At 35.2% G+C, this 25,624-nt stretch carries 19 protein-coding genes; 3 read left to right on the forward strand and 16 right to left on the reverse strand.

The features are described from left to right. On the reverse strand, positions 1–455 hold a 455-nt coding region (locus C9E89_RS17675; protein ID WP_147305730.1), incomplete at its 3' end, for a LysR family transcriptional regulator. A gap of 389 nt (positions 456–844) precedes the next feature. Between C9E89_RS17675 and C9E89_RS17680 the strand changes: the two genes are divergently transcribed. Next, the gene (locus tag C9E89_RS17680) at positions 845–2,203 is read left to right on the forward strand and encodes an MFS transporter (protein ID WP_107009655.1); all 1,359 of its coding nucleotides are present in this window, start codon (positions 845–847) and stop codon (positions 2,201–2,203) included. 731 nt (positions 2,204–2,934) lie between these two features. On the opposite strand, the gene C9E89_RS17685 is transcribed toward C9E89_RS17680, so the two are convergent. From C9E89_RS17685 to C9E89_RS17755, 15 genes are all read right to left on the reverse strand, one after another. Continuing rightward, positions 2,935–4,338 (reverse strand): amidase, encoded by a 1,404-nt coding sequence (locus C9E89_RS17685; protein ID WP_107009656.1) that lies wholly within the window; start codon positions 4,336–4,338, stop codon positions 2,935–2,937. Positions 4,339–4,385: 47 nt separating this feature from the next. Further along, positions 4,386–5,522: an alpha-hydroxy-acid oxidizing protein gene (locus C9E89_RS17690; protein ID WP_107009657.1), complete on the reverse strand. Its 1,137-nt coding sequence runs from the start codon at positions 5,520–5,522 to the stop codon at positions 4,386–4,388. Between the two features lie 51 nt (positions 5,523–5,573). Continuing rightward, positions 5,574–7,262, reverse strand: a complete 1,689-nt coding sequence (dld, locus tag C9E89_RS17695; RefSeq protein ID WP_107009658.1) for a D-lactate dehydrogenase — start codon at positions 7,260–7,262, stop codon at positions 5,574–5,576. A 41-nt stretch (positions 7,263–7,303) separates the two neighbouring features. Next, positions 7,304–8,887, reverse strand: a complete 1,584-nt coding sequence (gene mdlC / locus C9E89_RS17700) for a benzoylformate decarboxylase (RefSeq protein ID WP_107009659.1) — start codon at positions 8,885–8,887, stop codon at positions 7,304–7,306. A gap of 489 nt (positions 8,888–9,376) precedes the next feature. Next, positions 9,377–10,588, reverse strand: coding sequence for a 3-oxoadipyl-CoA thiolase (pcaF, locus tag C9E89_RS17705; protein ID WP_107009660.1), 1,212 nt, complete (start codon positions 10,586–10,588; stop codon positions 9,377–9,379). 89 nt (positions 10,589–10,677) lie between these two features. After that, entirely contained in the window at positions 10,678–11,919 is a 1,242-nt protein-coding gene (locus C9E89_RS17710) for a DcaP family trimeric outer membrane transporter (protein WP_107009661.1), read from the reverse strand. A gap of 251 nt (positions 11,920–12,170) precedes the next feature. After that, entirely contained in the window at positions 12,171–12,917 is a 747-nt protein-coding gene (locus C9E89_RS17715; protein ID WP_107009662.1) for an IclR family transcriptional regulator, read from the reverse strand. A 187-nt stretch (positions 12,918–13,104) separates the two neighbouring features. Further along, positions 13,105–14,436 carry an MFS transporter gene (locus tag C9E89_RS17720; protein ID WP_107009663.1) on the reverse strand — a complete coding sequence of 444 codons (1,332 nt, stop codon included), beginning with the start codon at positions 14,434–14,436 and terminating at the stop codon, positions 13,105–13,107. A gap of 101 nt (positions 14,437–14,537) precedes the next feature. Continuing rightward, positions 14,538–15,986 (reverse strand): aldehyde dehydrogenase, encoded by a 1,449-nt coding sequence (gene aldA, locus C9E89_RS17725; RefSeq protein ID WP_107009664.1) that lies wholly within the window; start codon positions 15,984–15,986, stop codon positions 14,538–14,540. A 50-nt stretch (positions 15,987–16,036) separates the two neighbouring features. After that, entirely contained in the window at positions 16,037–17,062 is a 1,026-nt protein-coding gene (locus C9E89_RS17730) for an aldo/keto reductase (protein ID WP_107009665.1), read from the reverse strand. A 46-nt stretch (positions 17,063–17,108) separates the two neighbouring features. Beyond that, positions 17,109–17,867, reverse strand: coding sequence for a citryl-CoA lyase (locus tag C9E89_RS17735; RefSeq protein ID WP_107009666.1), 759 nt, complete (start codon positions 17,865–17,867; stop codon positions 17,109–17,111). Further along, positions 17,860–19,995, reverse strand: a complete 2,136-nt coding sequence (locus tag C9E89_RS17740; protein WP_107009667.1) for an acetate--CoA ligase family protein — start codon at positions 19,993–19,995, stop codon at positions 17,860–17,862. Before C9E89_RS17740 ends, C9E89_RS17735 begins: the two co-directional genes overlap by 8 nt. Then, complete coding sequence (locus C9E89_RS17745) at positions 19,992–20,486, reverse strand: MaoC family dehydratase (RefSeq protein ID WP_107009668.1); 495 nt, start codon at positions 20,484–20,486, stop codon at positions 19,992–19,994. The genes C9E89_RS17740 and C9E89_RS17745 overlap by 4 nt, the downstream gene beginning before the upstream one ends. Before the next feature lie 25 nt (positions 20,487–20,511). Further along, positions 20,512–21,264, reverse strand: coding sequence for an SDR family NAD(P)-dependent oxidoreductase (locus tag C9E89_RS17750; protein WP_107009669.1), 753 nt, complete (start codon positions 21,262–21,264; stop codon positions 20,512–20,514). A 1,093-nt stretch (positions 21,265–22,357) separates the two neighbouring features. After that, entirely contained in the window at positions 22,358–23,302 is a 945-nt protein-coding gene (locus tag C9E89_RS17755; protein ID WP_107009670.1) for a PDR/VanB family oxidoreductase, read from the reverse strand. 320 nt (positions 23,303–23,622) lie between these two features. Between C9E89_RS17755 and C9E89_RS17760 the strand changes: the two genes are divergently transcribed. Continuing rightward, on the forward strand, positions 23,623–24,432 hold the full coding sequence (locus C9E89_RS17760; protein ID WP_107009671.1) for an SDR family NAD(P)-dependent oxidoreductase: 810 nt from the start codon (positions 23,623–23,625) through the stop codon (positions 24,430–24,432). Positions 24,433–24,449: 17 nt separating this feature from the next. After that, positions 24,450–25,616, forward strand: a complete 1,167-nt coding sequence (locus C9E89_RS17765) for a serine hydrolase domain-containing protein (protein WP_107009672.1) — start codon at positions 24,450–24,452, stop codon at positions 25,614–25,616. The last annotated feature ends 8 nt before the right edge of the window (positions 25,617–25,624 follow it).

Raw genomic sequence — 25,624 nt, forward strand, 5'->3', positions numbered from 1 at the left:
AAATTTTTATTACAAATTGCAGCATCAATCTTTCCAGTTATTAACCAATCAGATAATTTGTTCATCTCTACAGTGACAACTTCCAAAGAAATTTTTGGTGCGATCTGCTCTAAACGAGAAAGGATTAAAGGCAAGAAATACTGCCCGCCAATGTCAGTTAACGCTACCCTAAAACAGCGATCACTACTGTGGAAATCAAATTCTTTCACATCATTGATAACATTTTCAATATCTAATAACGGTTGATTCAATGATTCATAAAGCTGAGTCGCATAAAAAGTTGGGATCATCCCTTCTTTTGTTCGAGTAAATAGTTGATCCTTCATTAAATATCTTAGACGTGAAAGACTGTGGCTTACTGAAGGCTGAGTAATATTTAAGTGTTCAGCCGCAATACTGACACTACGAGTATCAAAAATTGTAATAAAAACTTTGATCAGATTTAAATCGACCATAAAAACCTCCATGTCTTAGTTGCTAAGCGAGCATAATTTTATTTTTCAATTACAAATGTAATCACTTAAAAAGCTCTGCTGATCTACACCCCAATCATTATGAATATCCCAATAAAATCAACAAACTCACCTTTTTCGAAAATCGTGAATTTGTATTGTGTCCATCATAGCTTTTTTATTATAGATAATAATTATATTCAATCATATTTTTTATTAATTTGATCTATAGCCTTGATCCTCATAAGCTAATTTATGTAAATCAATACCTATGATTGTTAAAATCTATTCAGGCGAGGATGTCTGAGATCATCATTCATAAATTAAAATCAGTTAAATATTTATCTATATGAATTTTAATTATTTTTAATTTTGTTCAAAGGAAGGACTCGATGCAAAAAATTAATGCAACCACTCTGATTGATCAGGCTCCCTTAAATAAAAATCACAAAATTTTAGTATTTTGGTGTGCTGTAATTATGCTATTTGATGGTTATGATTTAGTCATTTATGGTTCTGTGTTACCTCATTTGATGAGTGAGTGGCAACTCACACCACAAATTGCAGGACTATTAGGTGCTGCTTCTCTCATGGGTATGATGCTAGGTGCTATGACACTTGGTATGGCAGCGGATAAATTTGGTCGTAAAAATATCATTATAGCGTGTACTGTTCTTTCAAGTCTTGCAGTTGTTATGAATGGCTTCGCTCACGATACAACTACTTTTTTTATTTGCCGTTTGTTGACAGGTATAGGTTTAGGAGGGGCAGTACCTAATTTAGTAACCATTATTAAAGAAATGGCGCCCAGTATGTATCGTAATCGTCTAATTAATTTTGTATTAGCATTTTATGGCGTTGGTGCAATTATTTCAGGTTTATCTGGTTTATTCCTCATACCTGCCTTTGGTTGGCAAGTTACATTCTGGCTTGCAGGAATTTGTATTTTTCTTATTCCTCTAATGTATAAAACTTTTCCAGAATCGATTAGTTATCTGATTCAAAAAAACCGACAAATTGATGTCATTAAAACTCTAGAAATACTCAATCCAGCACATCAGCATCAACCTACTATGCACTATATCGTTGAAACTACGGCTTCTAAGCAAAAAATTCCTCTTGTTGGCTTATTTACCGAACATAAAGCTGTCGGTACCTTCTTAATCTGGTCTGGTTTTGCCATGGTAATGTTGATGGTTTATGGTCTCAATACATGGTTACCAAAATTGATGAACGTTGGTGGATATTCTTTAGGTTCAAGTATTACCTTTCTAGTTACCCTCAATATCGGTGCGATCATTGGTACACTTATCTTTGGTGTACTTGCGGATAAATGGGGGACTAAATCAACACTTATCTTTGGTTACTTACTTTCTGTAGCATCAATCAGCTGCTTAGGTTTTCATCCACCTACATTTGTACTGAGTGCATTATTAGTCATTGCAGGTGGAGCAACTGTAGGCTCAATGTCGGTTATTCATACTTTAGCCGCTGATTTTTATCCAGCAAATATTCGCTCAACTGGTGTCAGTTTTGCTGCAGCAATGGGACGTTTTGGAGCAATCTCTGGTCCTTTATTTGGTGGTTATCTTTTAGCAATCAATCTTCCCTTTCAACAAAACTTTATTGTTTTTGCAATTCCAGGAATTATTGGTGCACTTGCAATTGGTCTATTAACGCAAAAAAAAGCTCTAGTAACTCAAAAAATAACTAAAGAACCAATACATAGCTATTCAAATAAAAGCCATTAAAAAATCTGACATAAGCATATTTTTTTAAGGAATTTTGGTAAAAGTGAAAATCTATTATTGAATATTATTCATCCTACTGGCTATAAGTATAAAGATTTGAATGAAACATTCAGATCTTTATTCATAGTGAGAGCGTAAAATCAAATCCCCAATCCCAATTTTACACTGGCTATGTCTCGTACAATGTTGAATGATCAACACTGGTCTCAGTTAACTGCTATTTTCCATAATTTAAATGTAATAAAGCGCATTATGTTCATATTTTCCCAATATTGTAGAATTCTTGATGTTTCAAAAATCATTCGTTTTAATAGTAGTAAAATTCTTAAAACACTAACCCGATCTACTCATTAAATTAAACTAAAGAAAATTCACTATAAATGCTTGGAAGTAGATAAATTTTGGATATTTGTAAATAGTAAAAAGAGTAAACACTCATTATAGTATATTGATGATAAAGAAAGTCAAAAAAATCATTGCTTTTGTGTAAGTTAAAATAGATGCAATGACAATACAAAAGTTAAAAACCGTATAGAATATACTAAATAGTACCTATGATAGTATGGTTGAGTGAGCATTTGGAAAATTTCATTAAAGCGCTTAATTTAGTCTTCTTTTACATTAATCATAGTTTTGTATAGTGGTGTTAAAATAATCAATACTCATTTTAAAACACCACCCTATTTTTTAGATGATAAGACCATTGCCAATCAAAAGTTATGATTTAAAAGTTATAAATCTGACATTGGCGGTTGAACTGTATGCCAATTCGTTGCCTCTTGAAAACTCCCCCCTGCACGTACTAATAAACTTTCTTGAAAATGTTGCGCAACAAATTGAAATCCTATAGGCGTTCCCAATTCAGTAAACCCACCTGGTAAAGTAATAGTCGGATGACCTGTTAAATTGAATGCTGTTGTATAGCGAACGATCCCCTCAAACAAATCTTTATCTTCACTAAATTTTTCTGATAAGTCAGTCAGTGATGCTGAGAAAGCAGATACTGGCATAAGAACTAATTCCACATCATCAAAAACGGCAGTTATCATACGTTGAAAATCATGTCTAAATTGAATCAACTCCAGATATTCTGTCGCTAAAAGTTTCTGTCCCATCTCAATAAATCTAGAAAAACTCGGACTGTATTGATCTTTAAATAATCTATAACTCTCTTCATGTACGGCAGCCGCTTCTACAGCACATAAAGGTGCCCAATTAATTGCAGCAGGTGTTGTATCAGGCATATCAATTTTGATCAGTTCTGCACCTAGTGATTTAAGTGTTTCAATCACATGCTGCATAACTCGCTGAGTATCAAGATCAGCTTTCTCCATTATAAAGTTGTAGTCAATACCAACTCTTAAACCTTTGATACCTTTAGTCATTTCTTTAAGGTAGTTAGGAACAACCTGTTCAAATGTAGTGACATCATTCGTATCTTGACCTGCAATCAGTTGTAATAATATGGCAGCGTCAGCAACACTTCTTGCCATTGGACCAACATGATCAAGTGAGCCTGCAAACTCAAAGACTCCAGCGCGACTCACGCCACCCCATGTCGGTTTAATCCCAGTCAAATTATTAGCAGCGCATGGAAAGCGAATAGAGCCACCTGTATCTGTGCCAAGCGAACCAAAACATAACCCTGCTGTCAGTGCGACTGCTGAGCCATTTGAAGATGAACCTACCCAAAGATGTTTACCCCATGGGTTCAAAGGAACAGTTATATTCGGGTGTGGGTCTGAAAATGCAGCTTCAGTAAGCTTTAATTTTCCGAGAATAATAGCCCCAGCATCAAGAAGTTTATTCACAACTGTTGCATTACTCTTTGGTATAATCGGATCAATTGTCATTCCATTGGTTGTTGGAACCCCTTTCATATCAAATATATCTTTTAAAGCAAGTGGTACACCATGTATCGGACTGCGAATTTTTCCTTGACTAATTTCTCTATCTGCTTGTTGGGCGGCATCTAGGGCTTGTTTTTTTAATACAGTCACATAACTCATCAGCTTGGGATCTAAACTTTCAATACGCTCTATTAAAGATAGTGTCACCTCAAAAGAAGAAATTTCTTGACGATGAATCTTCTTGGCAATATCCAATAAACTCATGTGAAAGATATCTTGCTTCATATTTTACTTCCCTGAAATAATGAAAAATTTATTTAGACATAACTCGTTTACATACTGTACTCATGAGTTAAATAATCTGTACTTAATTGTCTCACTGATGGACAACCGATTTGTGCTAAAGTGCGGTCTATATCTTGTTTAAGCAGTTGTATTACTTCATCCACTCCTACCTGACCTTTTGCAGCCAAACCATATAAAGTTGCTCGCCCTAAGCACACCATATTTGCCCCTAAGCACAAAGCTTTGATAATATCCGAACCACGTCTAAATCCACTATCAATCAAAATTGGAGAATCAATATGAGCAGCCACATTATGAAGTGTTTCCATTGGTGAAATACAACAATCGAGCTGTCGACCACCATGATTTGATAAAATTACACCATCCACTCCACATTCAATTGCTTTTAATGCATCATCAGAACGAACAATGCCTTTAACTAATAAGGTATGTGGCCATATGTCTCGAATTTTTTTTAGCTTTTCATGATTAAAACTCGTATCCATTTGTCGACTCATCAGCGCAGCTTGTACTTCTAGGTTATTGATTTCTGATGTTATAAAATTTGCCAATTGCGGTTTAGCATTACATATAAACCGCCATGACCAAGCTGGATGTAATATGCCATCTAAGACCAAGCTCGGTGAAAAACTTAATGGTAGAGCAAATGCATTGCGAATATCCCTCTCTCTATAACCATTCACACCAACATCTAATGCAATCACTAAAGTGGTATAGCCTGCTTTGAGCGCCCGTTGCACCATTTGTTCTGCCAATGCTTGATGCACCACATACAGTTGAAACCATTTTTCTCCATCACAACTTTTGGCAACCTCTTCAATTGACATATTCGAAGCAGTAGATAAAATAAACGGAATATTGACCTTAGCTGCACTTTTAGCAAGTAAAGCATCTCCATTCGGCCATAAAGAACCATTTAATCCTGTTGGTGCAATGGCAAATGGTGCATCCCATATTTTATTAAATAACTTACACGAAATATCACGCTGACTTATATCCACCAAGCGCTGAGGCTTAAAGCGCCACTGATCAAATACCGTTCGGTTACACCGTAAACCTTTTTCGTCTTCAGCCCCACCATCTAGATAATCAAAAATAATCCGTGGCAAATTGGCTTTTGCTAATTGGCGATAATCTTCTACATTAATCAACTGACGAGACAAGGTATTTTCCTTTTTTTAATTTTTAACTTACAAATTTTTCAAATTTAGAAATTACTGCCAATGTTTAGATTTACTAGTTTTTCCGATTCCTGGATTGAAAGTATTCGTTGGGTCTAATTTTTTTAAATGTGCCTCATAGCCTGAAGATGCATGATAAATATGTCCTACATTATGTTCTGCAGGATATTTTGCACCACGTTGTTCCAAATATGCGAGGACTTCATCCTTAAATTGCTGTGCATCGACACCATCTTTGAGTAAATAATCTTGATGAGATACAAAACAAAAAAAGTGTCCGCAACAACTTTCCATCATCACCTTCTGTTTGAGATGTTCTGGTAAATCAATTAACCATTGCGTATCATTTCTTCGAAAAGCGACATCAAAAGAAACCAAACGCATATTAGGATCTATGTTTTTACTTTCACAATAGTAAATAATGCATCCGCCTACAGCAAAACGAATGAGAAAAGCATTTTTTTCTTCTTTTTTGCTACATTGAAAAAACTGCTCGGTCTGACCCGCAAAAAAATCTATTAAGAGTTTTTTTAATTCTTCACTCTGTGACATATCAATTTTAAGCATGAGCAGATGCGGATAAGTCTGATGAAAATTTTGTAGCCGTGGTTCAATCCATGATGGCGCAAGACGATTAAACAGCTGAATACAGCGGTCTGCTATATTATTTGGAAAAAGAGGTATGCCTTTAAAAAAGCGATCAATTTTTGCTTTAAGCCCAAAAAGTGCAGGAATTTTTTCTGCACCCCAAATATCAATTGCTTTATACATATGTTTGGCATAGTGCTGAGTCAGCTCAAAAGCATTTTTATGAATATATTCTGCCTGACTTGGAAGTACCGATAAATGCTCTAGCAAATATTTACGCAACTGAATTAATTCAGTTTCATCATGACTACCAATTAAATATGTCGTTGCTTCGGCTGCTGCTTCAAAAGTAGGTAACCGTACAGCGAAGACAGCTAACTTTCCTGAACAACCTGCACTTTCATGTAAATACTCTGGGTTTCCGTTATATCTAGTCGGCGTTGGTGAAGTTGTATCTCGTAAAGTGTCTGCATAATTTTCTGCCCAAATTTTTCCATTCCATGCTTCACTCTGACCTGTACGATAGTGCTGTTGCTCTAAATTTTGAAAAATTTCTTCAGGCGTTTCACCTAAATCAATTCCCAAGTGATTCACCAATTGTAGTTTGCCCTGCGTATTAATTTGAGCAAATAATGATTTTTCTGTATAGGCAGGACCACGACGAATTAATGAGCCTCCTGAATTGTTACAAATTCCACCAATCACAGATGCACCAATACATGATGAACCAATAACTGAATGCGGTTCACGTTGGTAGGGCTTCAAGGCAATTTCTAATTCCGTGAGTGTGGTACCAGGAAATGCTAAAACTTGTTTAGCATGATCTAGTAATTGTAATCCTTTAAGTTTTAATGTACTGACCACGACAACATCACGGTCATAATCATTAGAGTCAGGTGTTGAACCGCCTGTCACACCTGTATTGGCAGCCTGTAAAATCATGATGACATCATGTTTGACACATAGTTCTAAAGTTTTCCATAACTCCAATAAAGTATTAGGAATAATTACTGCAACTGCATCACCTTTCCCAACCCGAAAGCCTTTGATATAAGGTGCTTTTTCGGTCTCTTTGCTCAGTACTTGTGCTGAACTCAAAGCTTGAGATAATTCATTGATGATCTGATGTTGCATAATTATTTTCCTCACTTTATTTTCAATGATGTACTGCACACTTACTTTAAGTCAGCCGTTATAACCTCAATCAATGTTGGCTTATCTGAATCGAGTGCTTGATTAAATACTTCAATAAATTTCCCATCAGTATTTATGCTATATGCTTCTACACCATAGCCTTTCGCAATTTGAGTAAAATCAATATCTGGAACATCCATGCCTGGTACATTTTCCGCATCGAGCACATCTGCAAACCAACGTAATGCACCGTATGTACCATTCTTTAAAATAATGAATATGACAGGAATTTTATACTGTGCTGCCGTCCATAAAGCAGTAATGCTATAATTAGCTGAACCATCGCCAATCAAAGCGATAACGCGACGCTCAGGTTGTGCCAACTGAATCCCAACTGCCGCAGGCATACCAAAGCCTAAACCACCTGCAGCAGCAAAATAATAACTACCTTGTCCATGCAAAGCTAAACGCTCCCACAAAATATTCGTAGTTGATGTCGATTCATTGGTATAGATAGCATTTTCTGGTGCTAGAAGATTAAGTAAATCAAATAAGCGTTCAGGTTTAATATATCCATCTGTAGTAGGTTCAGCCAATGCCAATTGTGTACGGGGTACTACAGCAATAGATTTTTCTTCAACCACTTCACTCAAGCGAGCCAAAGTATCATCTAAATCACAAACAAAACTCGTTCCTACCACAGCACGAGCAGCTTCATGCAAGTCGCAAGTGAAAGCCATTAGTTCAGTATTTTCAGCTAAGTATTGTCCTGCTTCATATTGATGATAACGAAAAACAGGTGCACCAAATACTAATACCAAATCATAATCTTCAAAAATCTTTGAAATTCCCATAATGCTTGCAGGAAGAATGCCTTGAAATGCCTTATGTGTAGTTGGAAATGGGCATCTTGGAGAAGAAGGCGCAACCCAAACAGGCACATTTAAAGCTTCGGCAAACTTGATTGCATTTTCATTAGCAAATTGACGATCTACATCCGTACCCAATACCAATGCAATATTTTTAGCTGCTTGGATTTTTTCTTTTATATATCTTAAATCTTTAGCCGATAAACATTGTGCACTGACTATCTGTTTATCAAGTAAATGTTCATTTTGTTCATCGACTTCAACATCCCAATCACTATAAGGAATAGAGACATAAACAGGACCTGCAGCTTCTGCTTTTGAAATATCAATAGCACGACGAATTGCATGTGGTACTTCATTGGCGCTAGCAGGCTCATGACTCCATTTCACTAATGGCTTCGGTAATTGGGCTGCTTCAACATTGGTCAATAATGCTTCTATGCCCATCATGGCACGCGTTTGCTGACCAGATGTAATCACCAAAGGTGTATGAGAATTACATGCATTGCTCAGCGCTCCCATCGCGTTACCAGTTCCTGCTGCAGAATGTAAGTTCACAAAAGCAGGCTGACCTGTAGCTTGTGCATAACCATCTGCAATACCCACTACAGCACCTTCATGTAAACCAAGGATATATTGAAAATCACTTGGAAAATTTTTTAAAAATGGCAGTTCATTTGAACCAGGGTTACCAAAAATAGTCTGAATATTGTTTTTTCTTAAAATTTCATAGGTATATTGATGAACCGTTTTCACAATAAATCCTTTTCTATGTGATTACTTTAGATTCATCATAGACACTTGTCATATATAGCTCAAATAAATATTACTAATGATTGTTTATAGATATTAATTATATTAAAGCTTCAAAAACCTAAATATTTTTCAATCTAAAAAGTCGATTTAAATATCCTATATCAATGAATTCATTTAATATTTCATAAATTAGATGCTTTCACAAGATTACAGATTGATCAGGATTTAAGATCAAACCAAATTGAAATATTTCTACATTTTGTCAAAGCCTAGTTATATAAGGAAAATAGGTTGTACAATAGATCTTGAGCACAGGCTTCTGCATTTATAAATTATATTGCTAAAAAAGCCTTCAGTGGCAGGTTGATGTAATAAAACTATTACGAGTCGAAAAAGTCTAATGATTTTGATACATATAACTTTTTCAACTCACTACAAATGTGCCTCACTTGTACTTTTAATCTGTAAGTGATAAGAATTATCTGGATATTAAGTTAATTTTCGACTAATAATCATTGCAATACCCTGTCCCACACCAATACACATCGAACAAAGTGCATAATTACCATCTATTACTTCAAGTTGATTCAAAGCAGTAGTAACTAAACGCGCTCCTGAGGCACCTAATGGATGCCCTAATGCAATTGCTCCACCATTTGGATTTACCTTTTTACAGCTATCTTTCAATCCTAAATCACGTATACAAGCTAAAACCTGAGCAGAAAATGCTTCATTCAGTTCAATAACATCCATCTGATCTAATGTTAAACCTGTTTGTGCCAATAGCTTTTTAATAGCAGGTGCTGGCGCATATCCCATAATCCTTGGTTCAACACCAATGGTAGTAGCACCTACTATTTTTGCTCGTGGTTGCAGATGATATTTTTTTATTGCTTCATCTGATGCAATCAATAAAGCGGCTGCACCATCATTGATTCCAGATGAATTCCCTGCAGTCACGCTACCCTCTGCTTTTACTATTGGTTTCAACTTTGCTAAAACTTCAGTAGTAGTAGATGCACGAGGATGTTCATCTTGATAGATGATAATAGGTTCTTCTTTATGCTGTGGAATTCTTACTGGAATAAGTTCTTTATCAAAAAAACCATTTTGTTGAGCTACTTCAGTTCTTTTTTGACTTTGTAGTGCAAAGGTATCTTGATCAATACGGCTGATATTAAATAGTTCAGCGACATTTTCAGCCGTTTGCGGCATGGTTTCTACACCGTACAATTCTTTGAGCTTTGGATTAATAAAACGCCATCCCATAGTAGTATCTTCTATTTTCTGACTACGATTATATGCACCTTCAGATTTACCCATCACAAATGGCGCACGTGTCATAGATTCAACACCGCCTGCAATTATTAAATCAGCTTCTCCTGCTTTTATTGCACGTGCTGCCATAGCAATCGCATCTAAGGATGAGCCACACAAACGATTCACTGTCGTCGCTGGAACTCGACAGGGCAAACCAGCCAATAATGCGGACATACGTCCGACATTACGGTTATCTTCCCCTGCTTGGTTCGCACATCCATAAATAACATCATCTACCAACTCCCATTGAATAGTCGGATTACGCTGTATTAATGCTTTAATTGGTAAAGCCCCTAAATCATCAGTACGAACAGCCGCTAAACCACCTGCATAACGACCAAAGGGAGTCCGAATTGCATCCACGATATACGCATTTCCCATTATTTTTCCTTTTAAATATCCTGTCTATTTATTTATAAAATTAGATATACTTTATGTACATAAAACATAAATTAATCTCTTTGAATATATTAAAAGCTATATTTAGCCAAAAGGTTTATTCTAGATAATTCCCCATATAGATCAGAGAATGTCGTCCGTTTTCCATATGTATACTCAACTCCCATATCTATATTGGAAGTTGGCGACCAAAATAAATTTGACACGACATTAATCATTTTTTTATTTTGCTCTAAATTATTTTCTGAAAAATCCGAATCATTTTCATATTTAAGTTGTGCGATTGAAAATGTTGATCGAAATTTATCATTCCATTTATGTATATAGCCTAATTGAAAAAGATTATAAGCACTTTGACTTATATCGCCTTTATTATTAATTAAAAAGGCATCATTATTTTTAGAATATGACATATAGCGATTATCTCCAACAACATGATAAGCATTGAGAATGAATGTATTAGATTGATCAAGTTGATGTTTTGCACCTATACCAATACCCCAAGCCCATTTTTTTTCATCTTGCTTTGAATCAACTTTAACTCTATTCTCATGTAACATTGCATGAACTTGAAAAAGATTTTCTTTCGTCCTAAACTCATAACGTGATGTTAAGGCAGGCAATCGGCTCCCTCCAGAAACTCTAGAATTTTCAATATCACCACCTTCTAATGCAGTAATTATATTTTGCTTATCATCAATCACACTTCGATATTGCAATTGTACATTACGTTGTGCTCCTGTACCCATAGCACCTGTAAAATCAGCAAGACTCGGGGTTGTATCGAGATTTACAAATGGTGATGTTGTTTGCCCAATTAGCCAATGACCAAGAGAAAAATATGCATGTCTGACTCTAACTGAACCATCTCCATTATCCCCATTTCCTCCCATGAAATCTGCTTCTAACTTACCACTCATCTTTCCTATAGATGTCTGCTTTATAATATCAACACCAAAGCGAGAAGTTGCCACAGATACATTTAATGCGTTTTTTTGAGAATTTACATTACTAAGTGGTACAGAACCTGTTTTATTTCCTACAGAACGTGTAGTCCCTTTAAAATCATATGCTGCATCCATTCTTATATTTCCATAAAATTTAAACTCAGCTTGATCTATTAATTTTTCCGTTTCATTTATTTTTGATTGCTGTTGATTATTAATCTCCATTTTCCTCGTTATTTCATTCATTTCAGCTTGAATATCATATAGTTTATTTTTCAACTCCTCATATTTAGTATCCTCATTTGCTTTTGATATTTGGGATATTAGAGTCAATAATACACAAAAATATAATCCATTATATTTCACGTTGGTTTCCTTCAGGCAATACTTAGCTTAAATCTGAAATTTAAAATAAATTTCAAACATTTTTAAAACGCATTTTATAAAAATCGAAAATTGAAATATTTTACATTTAATAAAAATTCATAATTATTTAGATGCAAAAAATGATAAAAGAATCTTATAAAGAAACTTCTCAAAGTTTTGTATCATTTTCAAAATGAAATCTAATTAAAAAAGAAAAAGTATCTCAAAAATTGAAATTGTCTAGGTAAATACTAACTTTCATCAAAAACCTCCTGACAATATTTTTTCAACGCAACCAAATAGTCTTGTTGATTTTGTTTAATTCTTCGTTCTGCACCAGTAATTGAAAATGCAAGAACTTCTCCATTTACTAGACCCGAAATTGCAATCGAGGCCAGCCCTTCACTTCCTTCGTTTTCAACATATACCCACCCTTTACTTCTAAACTCTTTTACTTGCTGAAAAAGTTCATCGGGGGTAGTTAACGTATTTGATGCAAGTTTTTCATAATTTTTATTACCTAATTCCACTTTGATCTGCTTTTCAGGTAACTTCGTGAGAATTGCTTTTCCAATTGAAGAAACATGTAAGCTAATCCGATCGCCTTGATTGAGTGTATAACGTAAGGGATCTCTGCCTGCAGCAAATGCTAATACAGTTATAATTTTGGATTTATGATGTAAAATTCCACATAATGCACTTTCCCCTGTATAGTCTCTTAGTGCATTGCATATATCCATAAGCTTTTGTGTTTTATCATCATTTTTATTAATTTCTGATGACATAGCATGAAGCCGACCTGTAGGATATAAGGTTCGTGAAATTTGTGATCTTTTTAAATAACCTTGATCAATAAGTGTATTTACCAAGTCGGAACAACTACTTTCTGCAACACCTAAAAATTTTGCAAGTTCTGCATTGGTCAAATCACGTTTTTCTTTTGCAAAAATTTCAAATATAGCTAATGTTCGAACAGCTGCAGGTACTAAAGCAGGCATAAATTAATCCTAATCATGATATTTTTTAAATTTCATCATATTTGAAATATATTTCAAATATCAAATACAACTCATTCACTGGTATTCTAAAAAGAAGAGCTTAAATATTAGACTTTAAAATTCATACATTTAAAAGTATTTATACTCTATAGCTCCACTTTTTATTACAACATGATCTAATTTACATTCAGGATAGTTGTTTTCTAGAGGAGACTGTTCTCATCCGATAAAATACAATACATAAAATTGCAGCCATCACACATGATCCTCCCATGAAATACAAACTTGAAGAATAATTACCTGAACTTGTTTTAAGGTATGCAATTACGATTGGACCAATAATTCCAGCACATCCTTGCATTACGGTAAGAATGGCATAACCTGTAGCAGCATGCTTTCCAACCAATACTTGACCTGGCATCGCCCAAGTCAATGCATAGGCACTTGCGATCCCAATCCATGTGATTGTCAAACATGCAAGTGTTAGCCATATACTATGAATACTGATATTAGCTAAAAATAAACCTAAGGCACCAATGAAAGCTGTAATTACGAAATGCCAACAACGCTCTCCAGTTGCATCAGAGTGACGGGCAATAATAATTGAGGCAATGACACCACATAATGCTGGAATACTTGAATACCAACCAATTTCTTTGATCGTTAAACCTAAAGTTTTCAACAAGGCTGGCTGCCAAAATGTAAGTCCTAACGTAGCTTGAAGTATGAGAAAACCAATTAACCCACAAATCCATATACGAACATCTGAAATTAATTCAATTAAATGTCTCTTTTCAAAATGGTGTTCAACTTTACCATCCTTATTGACCAACTCTTGAACACGTTGCTTTTCTTGATTTGTTAGCCATTTAGCTTGGTCAGGGGAGTCTGATAAAATATAGTACGCAAGTACTGCAAAAAGCAGACATGGTAGTCCCTCCCCGATAAAAAGCCATTGCCATCCACGTAATCCCCAAAGACCATCTAAACCTGTCATTAAAGAGGCAGCTAATGGTCCAGCAATAATTCTGGCTACACTAGTTGCTGTATAAAAAATAGCAACTGCCTGTGCTCTACGGTTATCTGGATACCATAAACTTAAGTAATATAATATTCCTGGTGCAAATCCAGCTTCGAATACTCCTGTCAAAAATCGTAATATATAAAATAATTCAGGTGTCGTGACAAAGCACATGGCAACTGTACATGATCCCCAAAGAATCATAATACGTAAAATAGTTTTTCGAATCCCAACTTTCGATAAAATAATATTACTTGGCACTTCAAATAATATTAACCCAATATATAAAGCACTTGCTGCAAGTCCAAAAACTACGTCATTAAAACCTAAATGCTGTTTCATTTCTAACTGAGCAAATGAAATATTAGACTTATCTAAGTAATTCAAAATAAAACAAAACCAAATAATAGGTAGTATTTTCCAGTTGATTTTCCTAAATAATTTGTTATCTGAATTTGTAACAATATTATTTATCTGAACATCCGTTTTATTATCCATCAAAGCTCCATGCCTATTGACTTTGATGAGGCTATTTCACACTCATCAAAGTTCTATATTTAATTTTTTCAGAAATTTTTTTTAATTAGTAAATCCGTTTACTAATTTTGTAAGTACACAACATGCGTATGGGTATATTCATACAGACCATGTTTTCCATCTGCACCGCCTATTCCTGATTTTCTCACTCCTGCATGGAAGCCTTGCATTGCTTCAAAATTTTCTCGATTTATATAAGTTTCACCAAAATCTAGCTCTTGTATAGCATGCATGGTATTCGACAAACTTTGAGTGTAAATTGAAGATGTAAGTCCATAATCACTTGCATTAGACAAAGAAATAGCCTCATCTAAATTTTCGACAATTTGAATTGGCAATACAGGACCAAAAATTTCATCCTTCATAATCTCCATATGATCTGAGCAATTCATGAGTACTGTTGGTTGAAAATGGAAGCCTTGATCAACTTGTGCTCTCTGCCCACCTGTTAGAACTGTTGCGCCTTGTTGAATCGCTCGATTGACCATACTTTCCACTTTTTCAAGTGCTGCTGAATTAATCAATGGTCCCATATCTATACTTTGATTTGATAATGGATCTCCGTAGCGAACTGTGCTCATTTGAGATGAAATTTTATCTATAAACTCATCTGCAACTTTCCTTTCAACATATACTCGTTCAACACAGTTACATACTTGTCCAGAGTTAATAATTTTCGAGTTCCTAATTGCTGTCGCTGCAAGATCTAAATCAGCATCTGCCAAAACAATAGCAGGGGCTTTTCCACCTAACTCTAAATTAACTTTTGTTAAATTATTTGCTGCTGCTCTCATAATGGCATGACCAGTTTTCACACTCCCTGTGAAACTCACCATATTAATATCTGAATGCTCAGATAGGTTTCCACCGACAAGACCTGTTCCATTTACAACATTAAATACCCCTGCTGGTAATCCAACAGATGCAACGATTCTTGCAAATTCATAACAGTTATTTGGTGTTTCTTCACTTGGTTTGATTACAACAGTATTACCTGTAATCAATGCAGGAGCCATCTTTCGAGCAATCAAAAAGAAGGGGAAGTTCCATGGTAAAATTCCTGCAATCACACCTAAAGGTTTGCGAAATAGCATTATTGTTTCATTTTGGCGATCGCTAGGTATAATTTCACCTTCTATACGTCTAGCCCACTCCGCCATATAATCTAAATAATCTGCAGTAAAACTGACTTCAATCTCCGCCAGATTTAAGGTTTTACCTTGCTCACGGGAAATTACATTCGCAAGACGACTCTTTTGCAGCCGAATTGCCGCAGCAATTTTATGTAAATAATAAGCTCTTTCAATTGCAGGGCGACGTGCCCAAGCTTTTTTTGCCGCTAATGCTGCCTCAACTGCATGATTTACATCATTAATATCACTTGATGAAACTTTTGAGATTAAAGCATGAGTTGCTGGATTTTTTACTTCATAATGTGATTTAGTCGCAATAAATTGTCCATTTATAAAATTTTCATATATTGGAATGATTCCATTCTCAACTTGGCTCATATTTCCTTTCCCTTAATTTGAGGATATCCATGTTTGATAAGTCACATTATTTAAACTGGTGATGGATTGCGTTCGCGATAAACTGATCTTTGGTGCCAATACGGATAAGGTGCAGATTTATGACTCGCTTTATCAAGTAATGTGATCTGCTCATTGGTTAGATTAAAATCTGAAGCTGATAAATTTTGCATTAACTGGGTTTCATTACGTGCCCCAATCACCAAACTAGCCACTGTTGGTCTTTGTAACAGCCAATTTAATGCAATATGAGACACTGGGCGTTCGTATTCATCTGCTAAAGATTGTAAAAGATCAATCAAATCATAAAATTGAGCATCATCCATGGATGTCCGAGCACCCAATGTTGCAACTCGACTGCCTTCAACGACTGGGCTATAACGGTTAATCTTTCCTGAAAGAAGTCCGGCAGACAAAGGGCTCCAGACAATTGATCCTACATTTTGATCAATGGCAAGTGGCATAAGCTCCCATTCAAAATCACGAGCAAGTAATGAATAATGAACTTGATGAGCAATATATTTTGGCCAATGATGTTCACCTGCTAATGCTAAAGCTTTCATAAGTTGCCATCCTGAATAATTAAAACAACCAACATGCCTAATCTTTCCAGCTTGAACCAACTCATCTACAGCAGATAGCGTTTCTTCTAAAGGTGTAAGCATATCGAAACCATGTAATTGCCATAAATCGATTGTTTCAATACCTAATCTTTTTAGACTTGCCTCACACGCATGAACCAAATGCTTCTTTGTTGCTCCAATATCATCTTTTTGATCACTCATTCGAAAGCCAGCTTTCGAAGCAATAATCATTTTGTTTCGACGCCCTTGAATGGTCTTTCCTAGTATTTCCTCAGACAAACCTCGCGAATACACATCTGCTGTATCAAAAAGTGTGACACCTGCATCAATTGCAATATCAACTAATCTCTTAGCTTGATGAACGTCTGTTTCACCCCATGCCTTATAAAACTCGCTTCCACCACCAAATGTTGCAGTTCCAAGACTAAGCACTGAAACCTGCAAATCAGAATTACCAACTGTTCTATACTTCATTTTCCCACCTCAAGTTTTAAGCTAATTACATTATTCACTCATGTAATCAATCATCTTTTTTTTCGGCTAAAACTAAATCCCAAACAGATTTTGCTATTGGTTTTTCTTTTTCTTCTAATAAATGTGCAAGTAACCCAGCACAACGTCCTGTCAACATCAAACCACGTCCAAATAGAGGATCAAGTCCCATATCCGCGATTATTGCTCCTAATGCACCTGCTCCATTTAACTCAAATTGCTTATTTTTAAGTTGTGATAATTCAGCAGCCAAGGTATCCATAATTTTCCAATGTAGTCCATAAAACCCATTGGTCTGAGCTAGATCGCGCATAACTTTCACGCGAGGATCTCCACCTTGATATACGCTACCAATACCTAAAACAGGCTTTTTTTGCACTTTAGATTCATTAATAAATTGAAGAGCTGCTTCTTTAATTTGTTGTTCATTCGGATCTTTTGGTAATTGATCTGCTATGTCCAAAAGAGATTGTGCAATATTTTGAGTAGGACCAAGATAAACACTTCCCCCACCCAGCAAACCTGCTGCTATCGCACCTTGTAAAGCTTCAGGTGCACCAAGATATGTCATACGTGATGCTAAAACACTTGGCGTGATACCATGTCCAGCCGCAGTGACCAAAATCAGATTTAACATAACTTTTTCTTGAGATGTCGGTACTCTTCCCACACTTGTTAACATCACTAAATCTACAAAATCTAGTTTCCCAAGTATGTCTGTCGCAAAATCATGCCCACGGATTACAATCGAATTACTTGTTGAATAGCCAATTTCACTTTTATTCATTATTACCCCCAACTTCAATATTTAATACCGCATCTAATGCAACTACACCTTTGCCATCTAGACAGACAGCTAGTGGGTTAATTTCCAACTCATGAATTTCAGGATGTACTGAGATAAAATCACTTAGCTTTACCAAAGTCTGAACGAAAGCTTCTGTGTCATATTTTGGTTTACCTCTAAATCCTGAGAGCAATTTTGAACTTTCTGTTTCATTAATCATTTTTCTAGCTCTGCTAGCATCTAAAGGTAATAATCTTCGACTGACATCTTTAAAGAGTTCAATTGCAATTCCCCCTAGTCCAACGGTACATATATGTCCAAAAACAGGGTCTTTATGAATTCCAATCACTACTTCCACAAATGACTCTTCAAGCATTTCTTCAAGCATTACACCATCGATAATATTGCTTGGTGCATTCTTGGTTACAGCATCAATCATTTGATCAAATACTTTTGATGCTTCTTCAGGTGAAGAAATACCTAAACGAACTCCGCCAATATCTGATTTATGGGTAATGGTTGCACTGACTATTTTCATAACAGCTTTTTTAAAGCCATATTGAGTAAATGCTTGCGCAGCACTTTTTGAATCCGATACAACAATAGATTTAGGAACAGAAATGCTAGCTTGCTTTAGAATTTCTTTAGCTTTATATTCTGTTAAATTATTCGATGAAGATCTGATTTTATTGTTTTTATTGAAATCAGTATTTAAAATAAGTGGATGCCATTCCCCCTTATATTCCGATCGCCACTTACCATACTCAATAAAATTTTTGAGTGCTTTTACAGCATTTCCAACTGAACGAGCTGGTACTAAGCCTGATTGAGCCAATACAGGAAAACCATCACCAGGTTTATCACTCATCCATACCATTACTAATGGCTTTGCTATCTCTTTTTGAAGTCTTACAGCACTTTGAGCTGCTTGATTCGTGATCTCACCATAATCAAACGGAATCGGATAAAGAATTGCACCAACATCTGGATCTAAAGCAACAGTTTTCAATGCCTCGTAACCAATTTCAGGGTTTGTCAGTACAATACCTGTTGTATCTACTGGATTATCAATACTCGCAAAATCTGGTAATTGCTCTTTAAGTTGTTTTTGGGTTATTTCATTAAATATTGCTAGTTCTAACTCTGCGCTTCCAATCTTGTCAGCGGCTAAAGCAGCCGTTCCACCTGAATAACAAAATACAGCTAACTTTTCTTTTCCAGTTGGTTGACTTCTTGCTAATAATGCTGCTGTATCAATAAGTTCATCAATATCATCAACTTCAATTACACCTAACTCTTTAAAAACTGCACTATTAACTTCGGCTGTACCTGAAATTGCTGCAGTATGAGATTGAGCAGCTTTAATACCGTATTCAGATTTTCCAATTTTCAAAGCAACAATTGGCTTACCATGTCGCGCTGCATGTTGGCATGCCTCTATAAAGCGCTGACCGTTACGTATACCTTCTAAATTTGTCACGATAACTTTAATATCATCAGCAGTCGCCATGTAATGAATAAAATCACTGACTTCAAGATCAACTTCATTACCACTTGAGCACCATAATCCTGTCCCGATTCCTCTCGCCATGGCTTGTAAAATGGTACGTCCCATTCCACCACCTTGCGTTGCTAACCCAATAGGACCAGGCATTTGATCGATTTTCCATGCTGGTGAAAAAGTCATACCAAGTTGTGCATTAATATTATTTAAACCAGGACAATTAGGTCCATAAATTCGCATACCACTTGATCGTGCAATTTCTAACATTTTTGCTTCTACAACTTTGCCATCTTCACCTGTTTCGCCAAAACCAGAGGTGAGAATAATGGCAAATTTTGTATGTCTATCCGCACATTCTTGTAATACTTGTAATACTTGTTCAGCTTTAACAGCTATAATTGCTAAATCCAATTCACCTGTAATTAAACTTACAGAGGGTAAGCAAGCCATTTCATTAATTAAACTTTTACTTGGATTGATTAAATATAAATCCCCTTTGAACTGTGAATGTTTAGTCAAGTTTTCAAGTGTTCTTCCACCTACACTTTGTGGTCGATCTGAAGCACCAATCAATGCAATAGACTTTGGGGAGATCAGTCTAGATAAATCCGAAAACTCTTTCATGATAAGCACTCCGTAATAGAACGAGTTTTCATCAGATATACCACGCGTGAATCAATGAGCGTTTCTCCTTTTTGATTCTTTGTTAGACGTCGAAAAATTGTTACTCCACGTTTAGGATTACTTGTTTCTCGTTTTTCAATCACACTTATATCAACGTGGATCGTGTCGCCAATCAATGTAGGCTTAACAAATTTAATAGTATTTTCCATTACTGCAATTTGTGTTGTTTCAATAAGTTGATGAACCATACTTCGTGTCGCTAAACCTACACTAATCGATGCAACCAATAATCCATGAGCAATTCGCTTTCCAAAAGGTCCTTGCTGTGCAAACTCTTCATCGACATGTGCTCGGTTAAAATCTGCTGTTAATCCAGCAAAGCCAACAACATCAGCTTCTGTAATTGTTCTTCCTGCAGTTGAAAACTCAGTTCCAACCTCGAGTTCGTCCCAATAAAGACATGTATGATAAATTTCTTCTAAAGTAGCCATGCTATTTCCTTTGCAAATGAAAAAATCAAGATGAGAAACGACCACCCGTTACCAATACAGTTGTCCCTGTAATGTAACGAGCTTGTTCTGAAGATAGATAAGCAACGGTATTGGCTATATCTTTTGGTTCACCGAGAAAACCTACAGGATTTTTAGTTAATGCTATTTCTCGTAGTTGAGGATATGTTTTTAGGCTTTTGATGCCATCGGTTTCAATGAAACCAGGTGCTACAGTATTTACTGTGATGCCATTACGTGCTTGTTCTAATGAAAGTGAGCGAGTAAATCCGACTATTGCCATTTTTGAAGCGGTATAATTCGTCTGTCCTAAATTACCAAACATAGATCTGGAACCAATATTAATAATACGTCCCCATTTACGCTCTTTCATATAAGGTAATACTGCGCGACAACAATGGAATGTCCCTTTGACATTGACATCCATTACAAAATCCCATTGTTCTTCTGTCATTTTTAGTAAAGTAACATCTCTCGATAGCCCAGCATTATTTACCAATACATCGATTTGACCATATTCATTATGAATATTTTGAATAGCATTTTGGACTTCATCTGCTTTTGTAATGTCACATACTTGCTTAATTGCAACACCATTTTTTTCTTCAATCATTTCAACAGTTTTTTGTGCTGCTACGCTATCAATATCAATCACAGCGACTCGCGCGCCCTCTTCTGCGAATGTTAAAGCAGCAGCTCGCCCAATACCTGTTCCAGCCCCTGTAATAATAACAACCCGATTATTTAACCCTAGATCCATCTAACACTCCAAATACGATATTTCGTAATATAAAAACGATTTCTCGTATTAAATTTATTACTATTGTTATTTGACTGTCAATGAATTTTTTTAATATATTGAATTTTTTTATTTTTAATAGATTTTTCATGATCTTATAGAACACAACTAAATCAATAAAATTTAAATCCTCTACCTAGAACCTATCCAGCATGATTTTTTATTTTTCGATGATTTAAAAATTTTGCTAAAATATTTCCATGAAAAAATCTTATCTCTAGAGATATTAGTCGAGAAAATTTTTAAGAAGTTGAACCATTTTTATTGATGGGAAGAAAAAAATTGACCAAGAATTATTGAGATTTATAAAGTCTTCTGTACACTGCTTTACATCTTAAAAAGTGACTATCAATCGAATATACTTCCGAGATACTTTCTACCTAAAAGTACTGTGCATTATTATTTTTAAACCTGAATTAAAAATCTTTAAAAATCAAAATCTAATACACTTAAACTATTTTTAAAAATGTGGTAGGCAAGGTCTATGTCAGTAATGAACTGAAAGAACACATGAGTTTTATCATGATTGATTTATAATGTGTAAAGCATATAGATACTGTAAAAAATAAAGGTGACGATACAAGCAAAAAGTTTTAGGAAGTATAAAATATGTTGCCGTAAACTCCCAAGATTTACCATATGGAATATTGGTGACAACAGCAAACTGTATAGATCATCAAGGTATACTTGATGTCATCAATCAACATCAAGAAATGTTAAAATAAATAGCGGTTATTTTTGTAGGTGGTGGCTAGAGTAATACTCCTCCTACAGAAACAGTACATCGCTGGATACCATCAATGGGTGATGTCTATTGAAAGTTGATGAGCCAAAACTTCACTATAAGTTCAATCATTTTGCTTTGAAGGCAAAGCTTTACCTAAAATACTTGAAAGCAGCCCATTCTAAAATTTCCATTTTAAAAGACGGCTGCATAACATTAATAATTAATGCTCATCTGCATAATCTAGTACAAACTAATTCTTTACCCTCAAAAACTCCAAGCACATTAGTAAACAGTTTGATGAGCACACTAGATACTTATATCTAAACATCATAAATCAAGTATGAGTAACTTACTTTTACTTCGTGAGCAACATGGTAAAAATTGATTATTGGCTTGCCTTTCTTCATCACTAAAATACATATCTCGATGATCAGGCTCACCTTCTAACACTCTAGTTATACACGTACCACAAATACCTTGCTCACATGACAAAGGAATATCTATGCCATTTTTTCCTAAGACTTCAATAATTGAATCATCTTTTTTAATTGTAAAAACATCACCTGTACTTGCAATTTTAATATCAAATTCTTGATTTAAATCAGAGTCTATTTTTTCTGCTGAAAAAAATTCTTTATGTAAATAATCATCTTTCCAACCACATTGTACAGCATTATCTAAAATAAAATTCATAAAACCTGAGGGACCACAAACATATAAGTGATGATCAGGTGCATTTTTCAATACATCATGAATATTAAAATCTTCTGCCCTTTCATCATCAAATTTTAAAAAAACATGTTTCAAAAATGGGCTTTGCTCAATACGATTTAAATACGCTGCATATTTTTTTGATTTAGAAAAATAATGTAATTCAAAATCAGCACCAATTGTATACAACCGTTCCGCCATACATAAAATGGGAGTAATTCCAATTCCACCTGCAAATAATTTGTATTTAGATGCATGGTTAACAAGTGGAAATAAATTACGTGGCTCACTGATAGTTAACTCTTCGCCTTGTCGTAATTCATGAACTGCAACTGAGCCACCTCGTGATACTGGGTCTTTTAAAACAGCAATTTCATAACGTTTATTTTCACTTGGACAATTTGAAAGCGAATATTGGCGTATTAAACCATTAGGTAAGTGTAGATCGATATGAGATCCTGCACTAAAATTTGGTAATATCTCATTATTTTTGGCTAAAAGCTCCAAACTAATAATACCTTCTGCTTCTTTTGAAATTTTATTTACAACCACATTGATCATTAAAGTGTTCCTTACTTAAATGAAATTTAATTTATTTCTGATCTTAATTTCTTACTCAAACAGATCAAAAATGTATACAATTACAGATATTAAGACCATATATCACAGAAAATATCTGTAAATTCATTAAAATTGTATACATATAACATAACAAGCAATGTATACAATTTTATTTAAAAAACAATATAAGATTAAATAAAAATCAATTTTTATTAAAATTGTATACAATAAATCTAGACAATAGTTTTTTTTTGTGGCATTTTTTTCTTACTAAATTTAATAAAACTTAGTAACTACCCCAATAAAAAATGAGTAATGATATGAAATTAAAAGGAAAAATTGCTTTCATCACAGGTGCAGCCTCTGGTATTGGTGCCGCGACAGCAAGAACATTTGCACAAGAAGGTGCAATTATCATTGGAACAGACTTAAGTCTAGAAAAACTGCAAAGTAGCTTATCTGATCTAGAAAATGTATTACTTTTATCAATGGATGTAAGTGATAGTCAGAGTGTGAATCACACATTTAAACAAGTCGAAGAAAAATTTGGAAAACTGGATATTTTAATTAATGCTGCGGGCATCAATGCACCAACAAAAGATGCTAATGATCGCTTAACACAAGCCAATATTAATGCTTTCAATGCGGCAAAAACAGGAAGTAGCTTTAGCCCTGACTTTATCGAATCCACAACGGATGAAGAATTTAAAAAGGTGCTGAGTGTGAATTTGATGGGAACCTTCTTTTGTATTCGAGCGGCGACTCCACTTTTGAAAAAAAATCAACAAGGTTCAATTATTAATATTTCAAGTGTCGCCGCATTAGTAGGACCACCAATGCCTTTGTATTACCCTGCATCAAAAGCCGCAGTTCTTGGTATGACCAAATCTGCCGCAAGAGAATTGGCACCTTATCATATTCGTGTAAATGCCGTTGCTCCTGGTGCTGTAGATACACCTTTTTTTAATGAGCAACCTACTGAAGTAACAGAGAAAATTATTCAAATGCAACCTTTAGCACGTGCTGCAACTCCCGATGAAATTTCAAAAACTTTACTCTTCTTAGCCTCCGAAGATAGTGCCTACTATACAGGACAAACCATTTCACCTTGTGGTGGCGTATACATGTAATTTATAAGGATATAATTATGATTAATAATGTAAAAGGACTTGATGTAACGGCTTTAACACGTTTACAAGAGGTGATTCAAAAAGATATCGACGACAATGTTTATGATGGTGCTAATATTATTGTCGCACGTCATGGTGAAATTGGTCTAAGTGCTGCCTTAGGATGGGCTGACAAGTCAGCACAAAGAGACACCAAAATTGATGATCTTTATACTATTTTCTCAATGACAAAAGCATTTACGAATTTTTTAATTTTACGTGCTATAGATCAAGGGCTTTTATCATTTACGACAAAAGTCATTGACATTATTCCTGAATTTTTAGGTCGAGATCGCTTTCGAGGTGCAAAAAAAGACCGTATCAATATTGGACATTTATTAACTCATCGTGCAGGTTTAATTACTACGCCTACCCCTGTTTCTTATGATGATTTAGGTAATTTGGATAAAGTGATTGATGCAATTTGCCAATTAGATGTCGTTGGTGAACCAGGAGTGACACAAAATTATTCCCCTGCACTAAATCATGCTTTATTAGGTGAAATTGCCAAGCGTGTTTTTCAGTATAAAACTGTCAATGAACTATTAAAAACTGAGTTGTTTGATCCTTTGGAAATGAATAGTACACGTTTGGGTGCACCAAGTGAGTGGAAATCTAAATATGTACCTGTAAAAGCGAAATTTCCTGATGGTCAATGGTTATCTGTACATGATATCGAAGTGATGAATGAGATCATGAAAGATGATACAGAAATGCCATGGGTAGGTGCTGTTTCGAGTGTTGAAGATATTTTCAAATTTACCGAAATGTTACGCAATGGTGGTACATACAACGGTAAACGTTTACTTTCTCCTGCGATTATCAATTTTGCCACTCAAAATCATACAGGATCGACACCAAGTGATTTATACGTTTATTTAGCACAAAGTCGTGGTTGGGATATTCCTCCTTCTAATATTGGACTAGGTTTTGCACTTGCAGGGGCAGGGCTTACGCCTTCATATTTTGGTCCACTCACTAGCCCAAAAACTTTTGGAAATTATGGTGCGGGGTCAACATTATTTTGGGTTGATCCTGAAACTGATCTGAGTTTTGTTTTCCTGTCCTCAGGCGTAATTGATGAATGTGACAATATTTTACGTTTTGAGAAACTTTCTACTTTAGCAGCTGCTTGTGTGATTTAAGGATTAAT

Source organism: Acinetobacter sichuanensis, from assembly GCF_003024515.2.
Classification (GTDB): domain Bacteria; phylum Pseudomonadota; class Gammaproteobacteria; order Pseudomonadales; family Moraxellaceae; genus Acinetobacter; species Acinetobacter sichuanensis.